Genomic DNA, 15,231 nt, shown 5'->3' on the forward strand with positions numbered 1-15,231 from the left:
TCTTATTTGAGATATCAGAAAATGTGAATTCCCAGCTCACGCATTAGCTGCCAACTGCGGCCATGAGCCAGAAGCTCAACGACCCGCAAATTTGGTTCATCAGTAGCGAGCGCGTGTACCCTGCATCAGTCCCGCCAAGTCATATCCTCGCGATCAAGCATTCGTTTTATAGAACCAAAATGAGCGTCTGCGTACTCCTCTGCCTGGCTCACGAACTCGCCCCCGACAAGCCGTGCCATCTCATCCGAAATCAACGCCAAAGGACGATTCATAGACATGGCCAATACTTGAACTTGGGCTGCACGCTCAAGGTAATAGAGATTGTCGAACGCCTGGGCAACTGATGCGCCGGTCACCAATGGGCCATGACACTCCATCATCAGAATGGTCTTGTCTCCCAGATCACGGGCCATCCTTGAGCCCTCCTGATTATCGAGGGCCAAACCTTGGAAACCACCAGTTTCATAGTCGTAGGCGATACGACCATAAAAACGTGCTGCGTTCTGGTGACAAAGCTCAAGACGGCCGTCTTTGGTTCCCAGGATCGCGCAGGCATAGGGCATATGCGTATGCAGCACACATACAGCGTTAGCGTTGGCGCGATGTACACTTGAGTGGATGTGGAACGCGCTCGCTTCCACCGTTCCCTGGCCATCAACGATGGAACCAGAACCATCCAGGATCAACAAATCGCTCGCTCGGATTTCCGAGAAGTGCAGTCCGAAGGGATTGATTAGGTAATGATCAGACAAACCTGGAACCAGCACACTGAAGTGGTTACAGGTGCCTTCGTGCATACCTAGCTTGGCTGACCACCGAAATGCAGCGGCCAAGTCCTTACGGGCTTCCCTGATTTCAGGTGTATCAAAACGATTAGTAGGGATGGAAACCATGGTTACCTCTTTATTCATTCGGCTGAAAGCAGTGCAGGACAACCTGCACAGAAAAGATAGCTTTACTCAAACAGTGCCTTGAGACCCAGTAAGGTAGGAAACTCGTACAGTGGTTTTGGTGTGAAAGCGCCCAGTTTCTCTTGGCCGCGATTGATCCACGCGACCTTCATGCCAACAGGCATCGCGCCCTCTAAGTCAGCAAATTGAGCCAATGACGCGTGCAGTATTTCACCAGGGTTTGATCCGATTTTGCTAATCGCCTTGTTGAAGATCAGAGCGGAAGGTTTGAACGCGCCCGCCTCTTCTGCCGTTAGCCACTGATCGAACTGCGAACGGAAAGGATTCAGGCTGAAGTAATGCTCGTCCATGTTGGTAATCGGCATAAGCGGGAGCTTCTGTTTCAGAAACTCGATGACCTCTTGAGATTCAGGGTGAGGTGCGGCCTGAGAGGTCATGATCGTGACAAAGACATCGGCTAGATCCGCCCACTCGCTTTCGCTCAATTCGACACCTAACGGCTGAAGTGTGTCGGCAAGCCCCAAGGCGCTCCACTGGACGTAGGGACGCCAAACGTCCGAGCGGTAGCGGCGCACAGTGGCATAGTCCCACGCCAAGTAAAGCGCTAATGGATCCTGATCTGTAATAGACAGTTTTTGCAGCACGTGACTCATAGCAGCTGTACCGCTGGTGTCGATATCGACCAGGGTTCCCCAAAAATCAAAAGTGATTGCCTTGACCCATTTCATAACGTGACCTCTCTAGGAATTTTCAAAGGAGACGAGTGCCCAGAGGCACGTCTTTGTCTGGTACGCACAGCGCGACTGCACCGTGCTCATCATGAAAGCCTGTGACAAGGCATTCAGATTGGATCGGCCCTATTTGCTTCGCGGGAAAGTTAACGACCGCCAGCACAAGCTTGCCAACCAGATCATCCGGCTGGTAGTGCACCGTGATTTGAGCGCTTGATTTCTTAATCCCAATCTCGTCCCCGAAATCAACGTGCAAGATATAGGCGGCCTTACGCGCCTTTGTGAATATTTCCGCTGACACTACGCGGCCCACGCATAATTGCACCTTCGCAAAGTCGGCCCAGTCAATCAATTCCACATATACCTCCTACATCATTGTCTATTCAGAATAGCCAGGCCGCTGAATACTGAATTTTTACTCACCCACCCAGATACGCTTCGCGCACTTTCGGGTCTACCAGCAATTCTTCGCCGGTGCCTTGCATGACCACACGACCGTTTTCCAGTACGTAGGCACGGTCGGCAATCTTCAGGGCCTGGTTGGCGTTCTGCTCCACCAGGAACACCGTCACGCCATCACGGCGCAGCTGTTCGACGATCTCGAAAATCTGCTGAATGATGATCGGTGCCAGGCCCAGAGAAGGTTCATCCAACAGCAGCAGCTTGGGTTTGCTCATCAGCGCGCGGCCGATGGCGAGCATCTGCTGCTCGCCGCCGGACATGGTGCCGCCACGCTGGTTGAAGCGTTCTTTCAGGCGCGGGAACAGGTACAGCACCTTGTCCATTTGCTCCTGATAGTCAGCCTTGTCAGTGAAGAAGCCGCCCATGGCGAGGTTTTCTTCGACGGTCAGGCGAGCAAACACACGACGGCCTTCAGGCACCACGGCAATGCTCTTACGCATGATCACCGAGGACTCCAGACCCACCAGCTCTTCACCCATATAGCGGATGCTGCCGCTGTGGGCGCGAGGTGAGCCGCACAAGGTCATCAACAGCGTGGATTTACCCGCGCCGTTGGCCCCGATCAAGGTCACGATCTCGCCCTGACGGACGTCGACATTGACGCCGTGCAGCGCCTGAATCTTGCCGTAGAAGGTGGAAACGTTTTCGAACTGCAGCATTTACGCTTCCCCCAGGTAGGCTTTGATCACTTCAGGATTGTCGCGGATCTGTTCCGGCGTGCCATCAGCCAGCGGCGTGCCCTGGTTGATCACCACGATGTGGTCAGAAATGCTCATCACCAGTTTCATGTCGTGCTCGATCAGCAGAACGGTCGCGTTGTGCTCGTTGCGTAGCACGCCGATCAGCGCCTTGAGGTCTTCGGTTTCCTTGGGGTTCAGCCCTGCTGCTGGCTCGTCGAGCATCAGGATGCGTGGACGGGTCATCATGCAGCGGGCGATTTCCAGACGGCGCTGCTGACCATAAGCCAGGGTGCCAGCCGTGCGGTTGGCGAATTCCTTGAGGTTCACCGCCTCCAGCCAGTGCTCGGCATAATCCATTGCTTCCTGTTCGCTGCGGCGGAACGCCGGGGTGCGGAACAGGCCCGACAGGAAGTTGGTGTTCAGATGACGGTGCTGGGCAACCAGCAGGTTTTCCAGCGCAGTCATTTCCTTGAACAGACGCACGTTCTGGAAAGTCCGCACGACGCCCTTGCGGGCGATCTCGTGACCGGCCAGGCCCTGAATCGGCTCGCTGTCGAGCCGGATGGTACCCGCCGTCGGCTTGTAGAAACCGGTCAGGCAGTTGAACACCGTGGTCTTGCCGGCACCGTTGGGGCCGATCATCGACACGACTTGTTTTTCATTCACGGTCAGGCCAACGCCGTTGACCGCCAGCAAACCACCAAAGCGCATGCTCAAACCGCTGACTTCAAGAATTGGGCGGCTCATTTGCGCAGCTCCATGTGTGGACGTTGCATAGGCAGCAGACCTTGAGGACGCCAGATCATCATCAGCACCATCATGGCGCCGAACATCAACATGCGGTATTCGCTGAACTCACGCATCAGCTCGGGCAGCAGGATCATCACGATTGCGGCGAGGATCACACCCAGTTGCGAGCCCATGCCACCCAGTACAACGATGGCGAGGATGATCGCCGACTCGATGAAGGTGAAGGATTCCGGCGTGATCAGCCCTTGGCGCGCGGCGAAGAAGCTACCGGCGAAACCGGCGAATGCAGCGCCCAGGGTGAAAGCGGACAATTTGATGATGGTCGGATTCAGACCCAGCGCACGGCAAGCGATCTCGTCTTCACGCAACGCTTCCCAGGCACGGCCAATCGGCATGCGCAGCAGGCGGTTAATCACGAACAGCGCAGCCAGTGCCAGCAACAAAGCAACCAGATAGAGGAAGATCACTTTATTGATCGAGTTGTATTGCAGCCCGAAAAACTCGTGGAAGGTCTGCATGCCTTCGGCGGCTTTGCGCTCGAACGACAGGCCGAACAGGGTCGGTTTCTCGATGTTGCTGATGCCGTTGGGGCCGCCGGTGAGGTCGGTCATGTTGCGCAGCAGCAAGCGGATGATTTCCCCAAAGCCCAGGGTCACGATGGCCAGGTAGTCGCCGCGCAGGCGCAAAACGGGGAAACCCAGCAGGAAACCGAACAACGCGGCCATCATCCCGGCAATCGGCAGGCAGATCCAGAAACCCAGACCGAAGTAGTGCGAGAGCAACGCGTAGCTGTAAGCGCCCACGGCGTAGAAGCCGACGTAGCCCAAGTCCAGCAGACCAGCCAGACCGACCACGATATTAAGGCCCAGGCCGAGCATCACGTAGATCAGGATCAGCGTGGCGATATCCACCGCGCCCCGCGAGCCGAAGAACGGCCATACCAATGCAATCAGCACCAGCCCGAGGATGATCCAGCGTTGAGTCGACGGCAGGGTCAGGAAGCTGCTGGCTTTGGCAGGCACCAACGGCATGCTCGGCGAGGAGCGCCACATGGCCGAAAGCTGCTCATGGAAAAACACGCGCATGAACATCAGGGCTGCGCCGATGAAGATCACGCTGGTGGTGGTCGTGCTGGCGCCGATAACGGCCAGCTTGACGCCGACGATTTCCAGTTTCAGACCGAAGATCGGGTAGGCGACAGCCAGCACCAACAGGGCGCTGAAAAACGCCGATTTGAGTTTGCGGGTCATACTTTTTCAACCTCCGGACGGCCAAGCAGGCCGGTCGGCCGGAACAACAGCACTAATACAAGCAGCCCGAACGCCACCACGTCCTTGTACTGGTCGCCGAAAATGTCGGCACCAAAGGCTTCGGCCACACCCAGCACCAGACCACCGAGCATCGCGCCCGGGATACTGCCGATGCCGCCCAATACCGCCGCGGTGAAGGCTTTGATGCCCACCAGGAAGCCGGCGTTGGGGTTGATCACGCCGTATTGCATGCTCAGCAATACCGCCGCCACGGCAGCCAGTGCGGCACCGATGACGAAGGTCAGGGCGATGATGTTGTTGGTGTTGATGCCCAGCAGGTTGGCCATCTTGATGTCTTCGGCGCAGGCGCGGCAGGCGCGACCCAGGCGAGAGCGGGAGATGAACCAGGTCAGGCCGAGCATCGCGATCAGGGTCACGACGAAGATCAGCACTTGCATGTAGGAAATCACGACTTCATGTGTGCTGGCCGAGCCAAACACAAAGTTGCCGGGAATCAGGTTGGGGATCGACTTGTCTTTGGAGTCCTGAGCCAGCAAAACCGAGTTCTGCAGGAAGATCGACATGCCGATGGCAGAAATCAGTGGAATCAGGCGGTTGCTGCCACGCAGCGGCCGATAAGCCACGCGTTCGATGGCGTAACCATAGGCACTGGTCACCACGATACTGGCGACAAATGCGGCGGTGATCACCAATGGCAGGCTGTCGAGGCCCATCATGGTCAGGCCGGCAATGGCGATGAACGCCACATAGGAACCGATCATGTACACCTCGCCGTGGGCGAAGTTGATCATGCCGATAATTCCGTAGACCATCGTGTAGCCGATGGCGATCAGGGCATAGGTGCTGCCGACGGAAAGTCCGTTCACCAGTTGTTGAGACGTATGGAAGAGATCGAGCATCGGGGTCTCCAAAAATTCGCATTTGCCCGAACAAGGCCATTTATGCTCGGGGACTGTGCGAACCACCCCTTTCCGGGATAGTTCGCAAAACGCATTCAATCAGCGAACAGCGGTTTTGGTACCGTCTGAGTGCCACTGATAAATTACGAACTCGAAATTTGTGAGGTCACCTTTGGAATCAAAGCCAATGTTGCCAATAGGCGTGTTGAACATCCCCGCATGCATTGCTGCAGCAACCACCTTAGGATCTGTGGAACCAGTTTTCGTGATCGCTTGGGAGATAACCTGTACGGCGGAGTAGCCCGGCAATACGTATGCACCGCTGGGATCCTGATTCTTGGCCTTGAATGACTCAGCCAACGTTTTATTCTCAGGATCTTCGTCAAACAACTTGGGAAGGGTTACAAGCAAGTTTTCCGAGGCACTACCAGCAATAGCCGAAATCTCCGAATTACCTACGCCCTCAGGCCCCATAAAGCGGGCCTTGAGCCCCTTCTCCGACGCTTGACGAAGAATCAGTCCGAGTTCTGGGTGATAGCCCCCGTAGTAAACGAAGTCCACATCGGCTTGCTTCAGCTTGGCTATCAACGATGAATAGTCTCTGTCCCCTGCATTGATCCCCTCAAACAGGGAAACATTCATACCCTTTGCTTGCAGGCCTTTCATCACCGCCGTAGCAATCCCCTCTCCGTACTGTTGTTTGTCGTGAACGACTGCTACGGTTTTAGGCTTTAATTTGTCAGCGATAAAATTGACTGCAACGGGCGCCTGCATGCTGTCGGTGCCAATGGTACGGAATACCATTTGGTACCCGCGCGAGGTGATGCCTGGCGCAGTTGATGCTGCAGAAATCATGACAATGTTTTCGTCTTCATAGACATCACTTGCAGGTTGCGTAGAACTGGAGCAAACGTGACCGATGACAAATTTAACCCCGTCGTTCACCACTCGGTTAGCCACTGCGACCGCCTGTTTTGGATCACACGCATCGTCGTATAGCACCGCTTCAATGGATTTCCCTAGAACGCCACCTGAGCTATTGATCTGCTCGATAGCCATCTTGGCCCCTGAACTGACCATCTCGCCGTACTGAGCCACCGGCCCCGTGATGGGGCCCGCGATACCGATCTTTACGGTATCGGCTCCAAAGGTATGGCTTGCTGCGCTGACAACAACAAGTGCTGCCACCATTTTCGAAAGCGGCATTGACGTCATTTTCATGAATACTCCACGTATGTGCAGGAAAGTGATGGCAGGCTCATAGATCATGATTCATGAAATTCACCCATCTAGATCACGCCCGGTAACTGACCAGGCGTGGTAAGAATCGCTATGTTCTTTGGGGTGAGCTTTCGAGGGCGTGACGCGCTTGACTCTAAACAGCGCTTTGAATTGCTTTACCTATGAGCTCCAAACCGAGGTCAATCTCGCTGTCGCTTACGGTCAGTGGCGGCGCCATGCGGAACACCCCACCCATACCTGGCAACTGCACGATGTTCATGCTTAGCCCCAAATTCATACACTCCCGGGTAATCGCCGCACCCAGTTCGGAGGCAGGCTCTTTACTTGCCCGATCCTTGACGATCTCCATGCCCAAGAGCAGTCCACGGCCCCGAACATCACCGATGCAATCAAACCGTTCCTGAAGAGCACGCAAACCGCTTTCCAAGCGAGCACCGGCTACACGAGCGCGCTCGACCAAACCATCGCGCTCCACAACTTCCAGAACTTTGAGCCCGACTGCTGCGGGCAACGGATCCGAGACGTGAGTGGTGTAAAAAAGAAAACCGCGTTCGTAGCAGAGTTCTTCAATAGCCGCCGATGTCACAACAGCAGAAAGCGGAAGCCCTGCGCCTAGGGTTTTAGACAGTGTCAGGATGTCCGGGACGACGCCATCGCGCTCGAACGCATACATCATTCCTGTTCGGCCCACACCGGTTTGCGCTTCGTCCAGGATGAGCAGCATCCCGCGCTCTTGACACTTTTGTTTGAGGGCGGCGAGATACCCGAGTGGCAAATCGATCAAACCGCCTGAGCTCAGGATAGGTTCCGCAATGAACGCGGCCAGACTTCCGCTCGACTGACGATCAATGAGGGCAAACGCGTAATCAAGCTCTGCTTGCCAGTCAAATTGACCGTTGTGTTCAAAACGCGGGCGATAAGGATATGGAGCAGGAATGGCGTAGGATCCTACTGCTGCTGGCCCATACCCCTTACGTCCAGCGCTGTAGGTAGCTGATGCGGCACCACCTGTCATGCCATGCCAGGACTGTGCAAAACTCACGACCTCATACTTGCCAGTGACCAATTTTGCCATCTTGATGGCGGCCTCGTTGGCTTCACCGCCGGTACTCAGCAAGAGGCTACGGTCAAGTCCAGAAGGCAATGTCTCGGCAAGCTTGCGCGCTAGATCGACAACGGGCCTGGATAGCATGCCGCTGAAGAGGTGATCCAGATTGTTTGCGTGTTCAGCAACAACAGCGCTGATCTCGGGATGGCCATGGCCGAGCAAAGAACTCATTTGCCCAGATGTGAAATCCAGAATTGCGGTCTGATCGGCATCGTACACAAAGCTGCCCTTAGCCCGTTCAATAATGCGTTTCTCAAACGTTCCCCCATACCGGATCAGATGATTCTGAGCGTGTTGCCAGAAAGCTGGATCTTGATTGTTCGACATTTAGACTCCCCCAAATGGCGGCTGCCCGACGCCATGCCCGGCACACCGTGTAATGGGATAAGTCTAGGGAGTTGACTGAATCAATAAAAACTAATAAATGTTATATGAACCTTCAATAGGACTTATATCTTGGCCCGCTATCTGGATCTAGATCTGCTTCGCACCTTTACGATGATTGCGGAAACTCGAGCACTGAACAGAGCAGCTGATCGAGTCGGACGCTCTCAGGCTGCCATCAGCATGCAGGTGAAACGACTGGAGGAGATAGTCAATCAGCCTTTGCTCAAACGCACCGGGCGAGGTGTTCTTTTAACCGGCCACGGTGAGCGCTTACTCCTCCATGCTCAAAAAATCCTGCGAGCTCACGATGAGGCCTTGGCTGAGCTATCGGGCGCCGGTCTCTCGGGAACAATCCGCTTCGGATGTCCTGACGACTACGCGGTGGTTTTCTTGCCGCTATTGCTGCGCGATTTCGCTAGTCAACATCCCCAAGTTTTAGTCGAGGTTTACTGCGCACCCACGCCTCGTCTGCTGGAGCGATTGGAAAACCATACTCTGGACATAGCTATGATCTCACTGCCAGGTAATACCATCGAAGAGGCCGTCATTAGGCGAGAGCCATTAGTGTGGGTAGGAGCTAAAGGAGGTGACGCAGCCCAGATGGAACCGCTGAAACTTGCGCTTTCTGATCCCGATACGCTAGATCACATTGCAGCCATTTCAGTGCTCACCAATGCAGGCCGCCCATATCGTCTTGCCTACGCAAGCCATAGCGTGTCTGGACTAACAGCCGTTGTGCGATCAGGCCAAGCCATTGCAGTTCTGACTCAGACCGCTGTTCCCAATGACCTACAAATCCTACCTGCCGAGCTTGGGCTTCCTCAACTTCCTGACGTATCAATCACTGTGAAGCTCGACAGCAAAAAGCCGTCCGCATTGGTGAGCGCCTTCGAGGATCACATTCGGGAGGTTTTACCACGCCTTTGATTAGGGTACCTGCGCAGGTAACGGTGGGCAAATAGAGCCCGCCCTTACTACCTCAAGCATAACCAGCTATTTATGCTCTGGGCAAAAACGGTCGCTCAAGCAAATGAGCATAGTCGTCTTACACAACCGATATAAGAACTTAGCAAGGCTCCAAGCGCTTTGCCGACGAGGGAATTCCAAAAATCTTGTCGAAGATCAGATTGAACATAAAGGTATAAACCAAAAAGAACATCACCAGGTCAACGTTGAGTACCAGTGCTTGCCTCATGGAGATACTAAGGGAATAAGCGAACATCGGAACGAGCAGTCCAAGCAAGCCTATTTCAAAACCAGCCGCATGCAGGACACGACGAAATATCGTACGAGTGCGATCCTTTTGCTTGGATTCCCAGCACTCAAATGCGCTGTTCCAACAGAGATTCCAGAGCATTGCGACGGTCGAGCTGGCGATTGCTAGACCACCTGAATGGGTGGTGCTATGCCCAAGTATGCTGAGAATCAGCGTGTTGAAGATAACTGCGATCAGCTCGAAAGATGTGACGAAAACCAATTTTCGCCTAGCACCTTGCATGAAGTATTCCTTGAATAGCTCTGTGGTGGCCGCCCCATTATGGCTAAAGATGAGCGATGGTGCGACCACCACCATCTGGCGAGCCGAGACGGTGGAAGTAGCGTTACGCGAAGATATCAACACAATTAATGCTCATATACGCTATTTGCTCTTGCCGCCACATCCGAGCTCTCAAATGCAGGTGACCAGATCGGCTTACCTATTCAAACCACAGCGTTACCGACCTAACAGCCGTTTGGCGCGCAGGCCAGGCAATGCAGTTATAACGCAGAACGCTGTTCCCGATGACCTGCAGAACCTACTCGCCGCCCCCAGGTTACCCAACTTCATGACGTATCAATAACTGAGAAGCTCAATAGCAAAAAGCCATCCGCACTGGTGATCGCCTTCGAGGACTACATCCGAGAGGTTTTAGTGCGCCTTTGACTATCAGAGTGCTGGGCATGTTTTTTGGTCAGTTTCTATCGTGCTGTTTACTCAATAATCCACTTGGGCGGGCCGTTTTTTGATCAGCTGGCCGCCACGTCGTGCTGGCTGACCAATGCATTCGCATTGAGCTAATATCTAGCATTGCGGGCAGCGCATACCCGCGAAACCTATGCGGTTAATGTCGGTGCGTTTGATATTGAGAAGTTAACTGCCCCAAAATCTGCTGCAACTCGTGCCAAGGATAAAGATCATACATGCTGGCCACACACCCCGGTGAATGGGTGAAAGTCTGCTCTGCCATATCGATGGGTTGCGCGACGAGACATTGACTGCACACCACAAAATCAGCCATCAATATCCAACGACCCGACCAGCCGATTTGCCGTTCGTTGAGTACGCCGCTCAAATACCCTATGCTTGTCCATAATCCATCTCCGTATGCGTTAAAGGCAACTCCCTATCTGCCCATCATTAGCCTAGAAGTGATCCGCGTTATGGCTGTGGGCACCCGTCGGTTTGTTGAACGGTAACTGTCGCAGGATCACGGCCAACTGGCGCCAATGAAAGTCAGCGTTTTCCATAATCGCTCGACAGCCTGGGTCATGGGGAAAATGCCTACCACTATCGCTGGCCTTCTGGAAGTAGCCACAGCTGGCGCAGCGGATGAAAGTACCTACGATGATCCAGCAGCGCGAATGTGCCAATATGCAAAGGATGTCGCTCAGGTCGCCAGAATGTTGGCAGGAGATATTGAGAAGGCTAATGGGAGTCACTCGATTTAGTTGCCAACCAAAAAGGTACGGCAAAGGTTGCTAAAACAGCAGCTTCGAGTAGTCGAGCGGAGTCGAGAGCCAAATCGACCAGCGTTTTTTCCAATAAAGGTTGTGGATTTTTTCAGCAACCTCGCCGACCTGATTAGCAAGATTAGAAGCTGGCCATTGACGCTACGGACGGGGAATATGCCCCCGACTGAAGAGGTCAGGAACGCATCGTCAGCGTCGAACAGCTCTTGGACGTGCACTTGGCGAAGCTCTACCTGTAGAACCAGCTCACGAGCCAGCTCAATCGCGGATTGAGGTGCTACCTTCGAGGCAGCCATCAGCAGGGGTGATGACCGCACCGCCCCTCACAATGAATATATTGCTTCCCGGTGCCTCAGCCAGATAATCCTCGGCATCGAGCAATACCGACGAGTCATTGAAGATGCTGACCCGAGGTCGATGCCCAGCGGGCACGCCTCGCTTCACTGTCCACCATACTCAGGCGTCCTCGATGCCTGACAGGCGAACCATCTCGTGGAGAAGTTGCTTGGTTGGTCGCGGCGATAGGGGTCGCAAAGCGAACGTCTCGCAAGGAGCGCTCATATAATCTAAATGCTCTTCCACGCGCTCGCACAACCGGTTTTTTCAACTCACACTTACTTACTCGTTAACCCGTGCTGCCACCTGAACACTAGCGGTCATGCCGCGGATTCATATACTGCTCATCCTTCTGCAACGCTGCGGGCAGTGATTGACGCAAATGCTCCACCCAGGTTTTGATCTTGGCATCGATATACAACCGAGAAGGATAAATAGCGTAAAGATTCAACTGCTGCAACTGGTAATCCGGCAGCACCCGAACGAGTTCGCCACTGCGCAGCCCTGCTATTGCCGACTAGCTGGGTAGCACACCTATCCCCATACCACTTCAGATAGCGACTCTGATCGCGTCGACCGAATTGACCTGAAAAGGCGAGGATTCAACGATGCAATGGATTGCCCTTCTACCCCCTCGAAGAGCCATTTCACATCGGGAAAAGCGACGCTACTCATCAGTAAGCAATCATGCTCCTGGAGCTCTTCTGGCGACGCGGGAGAGCCCTTACGTTTAAGGTAACGCGGCGACGCGCAGAGCACATTGTAGATGGTGCGTAATCGTGTCGATATGTAGCCGGAATCTGGCAGTTGGTTCGCCAGCACGATTGAGACGTCGCACCCTTCCTCGATCAAATTCAAGGCTGACCTCCCCCCGCTCCCTACCTTCCGCGCGCAGCCATTTTATTGCGCGGGTCGGTATGGGTGGACATCAATCCAGGATCATTTTCATCTGCCGCCAAGGCTGCTTGCCGAGTGCTAACCTCGGCGCACCCCGCCGAAATCAAAAGAGACATCACAACAAGCGTTTTCCATAGTGTCGCACGTAAAAACTTCATAGATCCCTCTCGGACTTGGGTCTTGGTAAAAGTTGAAAAGAAAAAAATGGCCCCTTATCGTTCACATGAACAAGCTCCGTGAACAACGGTAAATATCAATACCGACTATCGATGATTGTTGTTGGGATAAGGCCTGATCTCAGCGCGTCAACGGTTACAATTGAAGCCCGTAGGTTGAAGCTCCCGCTCCCGTCTACGTTTTAACCCGTGCGCGAAAGCCATGGGTTTTTTTATTGGTTAAGTCTTCACCGTCCTCTCCCCTGCTCACTCGTAAGCTAGTGGGCGATGGTGAACTGCCGTATTCGATGCGCTGATCAAATAACAGAATTGCCGATGAGGAACCTTCTCGAAACCACTGATAGATTTGATAACCTGTGGCAAGACCGTCTCGCCGATTGGCAATTCATCTGCAAATCCATACCTACACCGCCAGACCGAGCATTTCCTCTTCGAAAATGGGCTGTCCCCACTTTCACCCATCAAGGACATGATTGGTAGCCAGGCCACTAAGGGCATGCATGTACTAGGGCGCTTTGCTCCATTCAAAGAAAGTTGCGGGGTGTGGACAGACAACCAATTCCTGACAGCGATTGAGGCTTACCCATCAGCTTGTAAGCGATCAAGGTGGATCGAAGAATTGCGTGCGCCCTTCTATTTGAGTGGTTCAACGGATGCCGATATTTCTCGAGGGAGTTTGTAGCCGGACTCGAACATCTCGATCTACAAGATGCCCTGACCTGTGCCTTGGTGGCCTGGTCGTACGCATACCAACCTATCTTTATTGTTCATCCGCCCGAGGCGATTGATCCTGTAGAGGGATGGGTTTTTGTTCCCAAAGACGGATTACGCAAGCCAGGGGATCGCTGAATGATATCCAGTTTTAGCCCGCTTATTCATTTCATTCTCCGTTGAAGCGCGGTTGCCCGTCTTTTGTGGCAAGCCAAGGAAGGGCGTGACGATTCCAGATTCAGGGTATCAGCTTAACCGAATTGCGGTCTGGCATATCATAATGCGGTTAATTTAAATCATGCGATGAAGCTTTTCGAAAGCGTCACAGCCGCGACGAATCTGTAGACTGCGCACCAGCGTGGGCCTGACGGTGCCGACAGAAGACGAGGTATAGAATGAGTGGTGGAGAAGATAGGGTTCTAGATGTGGATGGCAGCCGCGTAGGCGGAATCCAGGTTATCGCCCGGGCAAGTGCTGTAATGCGTGCGTTAGGAGCTAACCCAAGGGGGCTCAGTCTCAGCGCAATTGCACAGCACGTTGGGCTACCACGCTCAACAGTCCAGAGAATCATCGCCGCTCTTGAGACCGAACAATTGGTGGAACCTATTCGTCCGGGGAATGGCTTTCGCTTGGGCCCTGCACTTGCGCAACTGATTCATCAAACTCATACCGATATCATTTCTATTGCTCGAAAATCGTTGGAGTCTCTCTGCGACCAGCTCGCGGAAAGCGTTACGCTTTCATGCATCAGTGGCAGACAGAACATCATCATTGATCGTGTGGTAGCCGAACGTGACCTGCGGGTGGTCATTCCCATGGGGCTATCGATGCCGATGTACACCACATCGGATGGTAAGGCGTTGTTGTCTACGCTCTCCAACGAGCAAGTTTGCGAATGGTTGGGTGACTCTCTCGAAAAGATGACTGCCGCGACCCTTGATATGAAGTCACTCCTCAAGCAACTGGATGTGATCAGGGCTGAGGGCTTTGCCACGGCCCATGAGGAGTACTCGGTGGGCATCAGTGCTTGCAGCATCCTAATTCCGACGTTCATGGGGCCTCATGCAGTAACCGTCGTTGCACCCACCTCACGATTCAATACTCGTGCCGACGAGTTCAAGAGCGCACTTGAAGAATGCAAAGCCACTATTTCCCGATTTGCAGGTGCCACTGATTGATCGAGTAAGGGCATTCAAATGGCCAGAAAGCCGAAAGAGATAACCGACCAAGCGTACACCTTGTTGCCAGATGCCGCCGAGGTGGTTTTCAGCAGGAAGGGCTATTCCGAAACGACTATCCATGATGTCGCCCAATACGCGGGGGTGACTCGTGGGGCCGTCTATTGGCACTTTCAGGATAAGTATGCACTTCTCCAGGCAGTGCTTGGCCGCACTCAATTACCCAATTACCGCGGGATCGCTTGCCTGTAAGCTTTGTTTCGCTGGAAGAAACACCTCGATCCGCGAGCTGGCCAGAAAAGTAAGTGATGGCCTGGTGGAAATCACTCAGGATCCGAGCGCACACAGCATCACTCTTATTTTGCTGCACCGAACAGAGTTGATCACGGACAATCATCAGGTGTATTGCAGGCTGACTGAGATTCTCGAACGAGTAAAATCCTACATCGTGGCCGTTCTAAAGTGGCGCGTCACTGACGCAGCAGGTACATCCAGTGCGGGCATATTGGCGGCAGCAACCTCGATCAAGGCACTCATGACAGGGATAATTTTTGAATGGATGTTGAATCAAAGTGAGGTGAAACTCGATGACATCCAGCAAAACTTTGAAGTGCTGATACCCAGCATCATCCACAGCAGACTGGCATAGCGATTTTTGCAAGCGACCTAAAATACCGGCGTGGTAAAAGGTGGGGGCCACAGGGATCAAAAATGGGATTTCGCAGGGAGGCTGATCGTGGCAGCCTACACAGCGGAGATCCC

The 15,231-nt window shown here is 53.8% G+C and carries 17 protein-coding genes; 4 read left to right on the plus strand and 13 right to left on the minus strand.

The window, feature by feature from the left end; genetic code table 11:
* Positions 1-125: 125 nt before the first annotated feature.
* From AO242_RS27475 to AO242_RS27515, 9 genes are all read right to left on the minus strand, one after another.
* Positions 126-893, minus strand: a complete 768-nt coding sequence (locus AO242_RS27475; protein WP_099271157.1) for an aldolase — start codon at positions 891-893, stop codon at positions 126-128.
* A 62-nt stretch (positions 894-955) separates the two neighbouring features.
* Positions 956-1,639 carry an HAD family hydrolase gene (locus tag AO242_RS27480; protein WP_099271158.1) on the minus strand — a complete coding sequence of 228 codons (684 nt, stop codon included), beginning with the start codon at positions 1,637-1,639 and terminating at the stop codon, positions 956-958.
* 22 nt (positions 1,640-1,661) lie between these two features.
* A complete protein-coding gene (locus tag AO242_RS27485) occupies positions 1,662-2,000 on the minus strand; it encodes a tRNA-binding protein (protein WP_099271159.1) in 339 nt (112 codons plus the stop codon).
* A gap of 61 nt (positions 2,001-2,061) precedes the next feature.
* Entirely contained in the window at positions 2,062-2,763 is a 702-nt protein-coding gene (locus AO242_RS27490; protein WP_099271160.1) for an ABC transporter ATP-binding protein, read from the minus strand.
* Positions 2,764-3,531, minus strand: a complete 768-nt coding sequence (gene livG / locus AO242_RS27495; protein WP_099271161.1) for a high-affinity branched-chain amino acid ABC transporter ATP-binding protein LivG — start codon at positions 3,529-3,531, stop codon at positions 2,764-2,766.
* The gene (locus tag AO242_RS27500) at positions 3,528-4,784 is read right to left on the minus strand and encodes a high-affinity branched-chain amino acid ABC transporter permease LivM (RefSeq protein WP_099271162.1); all 1,257 of its coding nucleotides are present in this window, start codon (positions 4,782-4,784) and stop codon (positions 3,528-3,530) included. Before AO242_RS27500 ends, livG begins: the two co-directional genes overlap by 4 nt.
* Complete coding sequence (gene livH / locus AO242_RS27505) at positions 4,781-5,704, minus strand: high-affinity branched-chain amino acid ABC transporter permease LivH (RefSeq protein ID WP_099271163.1); 924 nt, start codon at positions 5,702-5,704, stop codon at positions 4,781-4,783. Before livH ends, AO242_RS27500 begins: the two co-directional genes overlap by 4 nt.
* Before the next feature lie 99 nt (positions 5,705-5,803).
* Positions 5,804-6,925: a branched-chain amino acid ABC transporter substrate-binding protein gene (locus AO242_RS27510; protein WP_099271241.1), complete on the minus strand. Its 1,122-nt coding sequence runs from the start codon at positions 6,923-6,925 to the stop codon at positions 5,804-5,806.
* A gap of 154 nt (positions 6,926-7,079) precedes the next feature.
* The gene (locus AO242_RS27515) at positions 7,080-8,381 is read right to left on the minus strand and encodes an aspartate aminotransferase family protein (RefSeq protein WP_099271164.1); all 1,302 of its coding nucleotides are present in this window, start codon (positions 8,379-8,381) and stop codon (positions 7,080-7,082) included.
* Positions 8,382-8,510: 129 nt separating this feature from the next.
* Between AO242_RS27515 and AO242_RS27520 the strand changes: the two genes are divergently transcribed.
* A complete protein-coding gene (locus AO242_RS27520; RefSeq protein ID WP_099271165.1) occupies positions 8,511-9,368 on the plus strand; it encodes a LysR family transcriptional regulator in 858 nt (285 codons plus the stop codon).
* A 139-nt stretch (positions 9,369-9,507) separates the two neighbouring features.
* Here AO242_RS27520 and AO242_RS27525 read toward each other — a convergent pair whose 3' ends face one another.
* The 4 genes from AO242_RS27525 to AO242_RS30340 form a co-directional block, all read right to left on the minus strand.
* Positions 9,508-10,062 (minus strand): PACE efflux transporter, encoded by a 555-nt coding sequence (locus tag AO242_RS27525; protein ID WP_218927862.1) that lies wholly within the window; start codon positions 10,060-10,062, stop codon positions 9,508-9,510.
* Positions 10,063-11,146: 1,084 nt separating this feature from the next.
* Complete coding sequence (locus AO242_RS30330) at positions 11,147-11,467, minus strand: aminotransferase class IV (RefSeq protein ID WP_373562263.1); 321 nt, start codon at positions 11,465-11,467, stop codon at positions 11,147-11,149.
* The gene (locus tag AO242_RS30335) at positions 11,430-11,615 is read right to left on the minus strand and encodes an aminotransferase class IV (RefSeq protein ID WP_141562245.1); all 186 of its coding nucleotides are present in this window, start codon (positions 11,613-11,615) and stop codon (positions 11,430-11,432) included. The genes AO242_RS30330 and AO242_RS30335 overlap by 38 nt, the downstream gene beginning before the upstream one ends.
* A 426-nt stretch (positions 11,616-12,041) precedes the next feature.
* Positions 12,042-12,329 (minus strand): hypothetical protein, encoded by a 288-nt coding sequence (locus AO242_RS30340; protein WP_373562266.1) that lies wholly within the window; start codon positions 12,327-12,329, stop codon positions 12,042-12,044.
* Positions 12,330-13,686: 1,357 nt separating this feature from the next.
* On the opposite strand from AO242_RS30340, the gene AO242_RS27545 reads away from it, so the two are divergent.
* Genes AO242_RS27545 through AO242_RS27555 form a run of 3 tightly spaced genes read left to right on the plus strand, consistent with a single transcriptional unit; the run spans position 13,687 to position 15,118 of the window.
* Positions 13,687-14,469 carry an IclR family transcriptional regulator gene (locus tag AO242_RS27545; RefSeq protein ID WP_099271169.1) on the plus strand — a complete coding sequence of 261 codons (783 nt, stop codon included), beginning with the start codon at positions 13,687-13,689 and terminating at the stop codon, positions 14,467-14,469.
* Between the two features lie 18 nt (positions 14,470-14,487).
* On the plus strand, positions 14,488-14,721 hold the full coding sequence (locus AO242_RS30345; protein ID WP_099271170.1) for a TetR family transcriptional regulator: 234 nt from the start codon (positions 14,488-14,490) through the stop codon (positions 14,719-14,721).
* Complete coding sequence (locus AO242_RS27555) at positions 14,675-15,118, plus strand: hypothetical protein (protein ID WP_141562246.1); 444 nt, start codon at positions 14,675-14,677, stop codon at positions 15,116-15,118. Before AO242_RS30345 ends, AO242_RS27555 begins: the two co-directional genes overlap by 47 nt.
* Positions 15,119-15,231: the final 113 nt, after the last annotated feature.

This window comes from Pseudomonas sp. ICMP 561, from assembly GCF_002699985.1.
GTDB lineage: Bacteria > Pseudomonadota > Gammaproteobacteria > Pseudomonadales > Pseudomonadaceae > Aquipseudomonas > Aquipseudomonas quasicaspiana.

Excerpts from the sequence above, each read along its gene's own strand:
- AO242_RS27475 (WP_099271157.1), bottom strand. The coding sequence starts at position 893 with ATGGTTTCCATCCCTACTAATCGTTTTGATACACCTGAAATCAGGGAA.
- AO242_RS27480 (WP_099271158.1), bottom strand. The coding sequence starts at position 1,639 with ATGAAATGGGTCAAGGCAATCACTTTTGATTTTTGGGGAACCCTGGTC.
- AO242_RS27490 (WP_099271160.1), bottom strand. The coding sequence starts at position 2,763 with ATGCTGCAGTTCGAAAACGTTTCCACCTTCTACGGCAAGATTCAGGCG.
- livG (WP_099271161.1), bottom strand. The coding sequence starts at position 3,531 with ATGAGCCGCCCAATTCTTGAAGTCAGCGGTTTGAGCATGCGCTTTGGT.
- AO242_RS27500 (WP_099271162.1), bottom strand. The coding sequence starts at position 4,784 with ATGACCCGCAAACTCAAATCGGCGTTTTTCAGCGCCCTGTTGGTGCTG.
- livH (WP_099271163.1), bottom strand. The coding sequence starts at position 5,704 with ATGCTCGATCTCTTCCATACGTCTCAACAACTGGTGAACGGACTTTCC.
- AO242_RS27510 (WP_099271241.1), bottom strand. The coding sequence starts at position 6,925 with ATGAAAATGACGTCAATGCCGCTTTCGAAAATGGTGGCAGCACTTGTT.
- AO242_RS27515 (WP_099271164.1), bottom strand. The coding sequence starts at position 8,381 with ATGTCGAACAATCAAGATCCAGCTTTCTGGCAACACGCTCAGAATCAT.
- AO242_RS30330 (WP_373562263.1), bottom strand. The coding sequence starts at position 11,467 with ATGGCTGCCTCGAAGGTAGCACCTCAATCCGCGATTGAGCTGGCTCGT.
- AO242_RS27545 (WP_099271169.1), top strand. The coding sequence starts at position 13,687 with ATGAGTGGTGGAGAAGATAGGGTTCTAGATGTGGATGGCAGCCGCGTA.
- AO242_RS30345 (WP_099271170.1), top strand. The coding sequence starts at position 14,488 with ATGGCCAGAAAGCCGAAAGAGATAACCGACCAAGCGTACACCTTGTTG.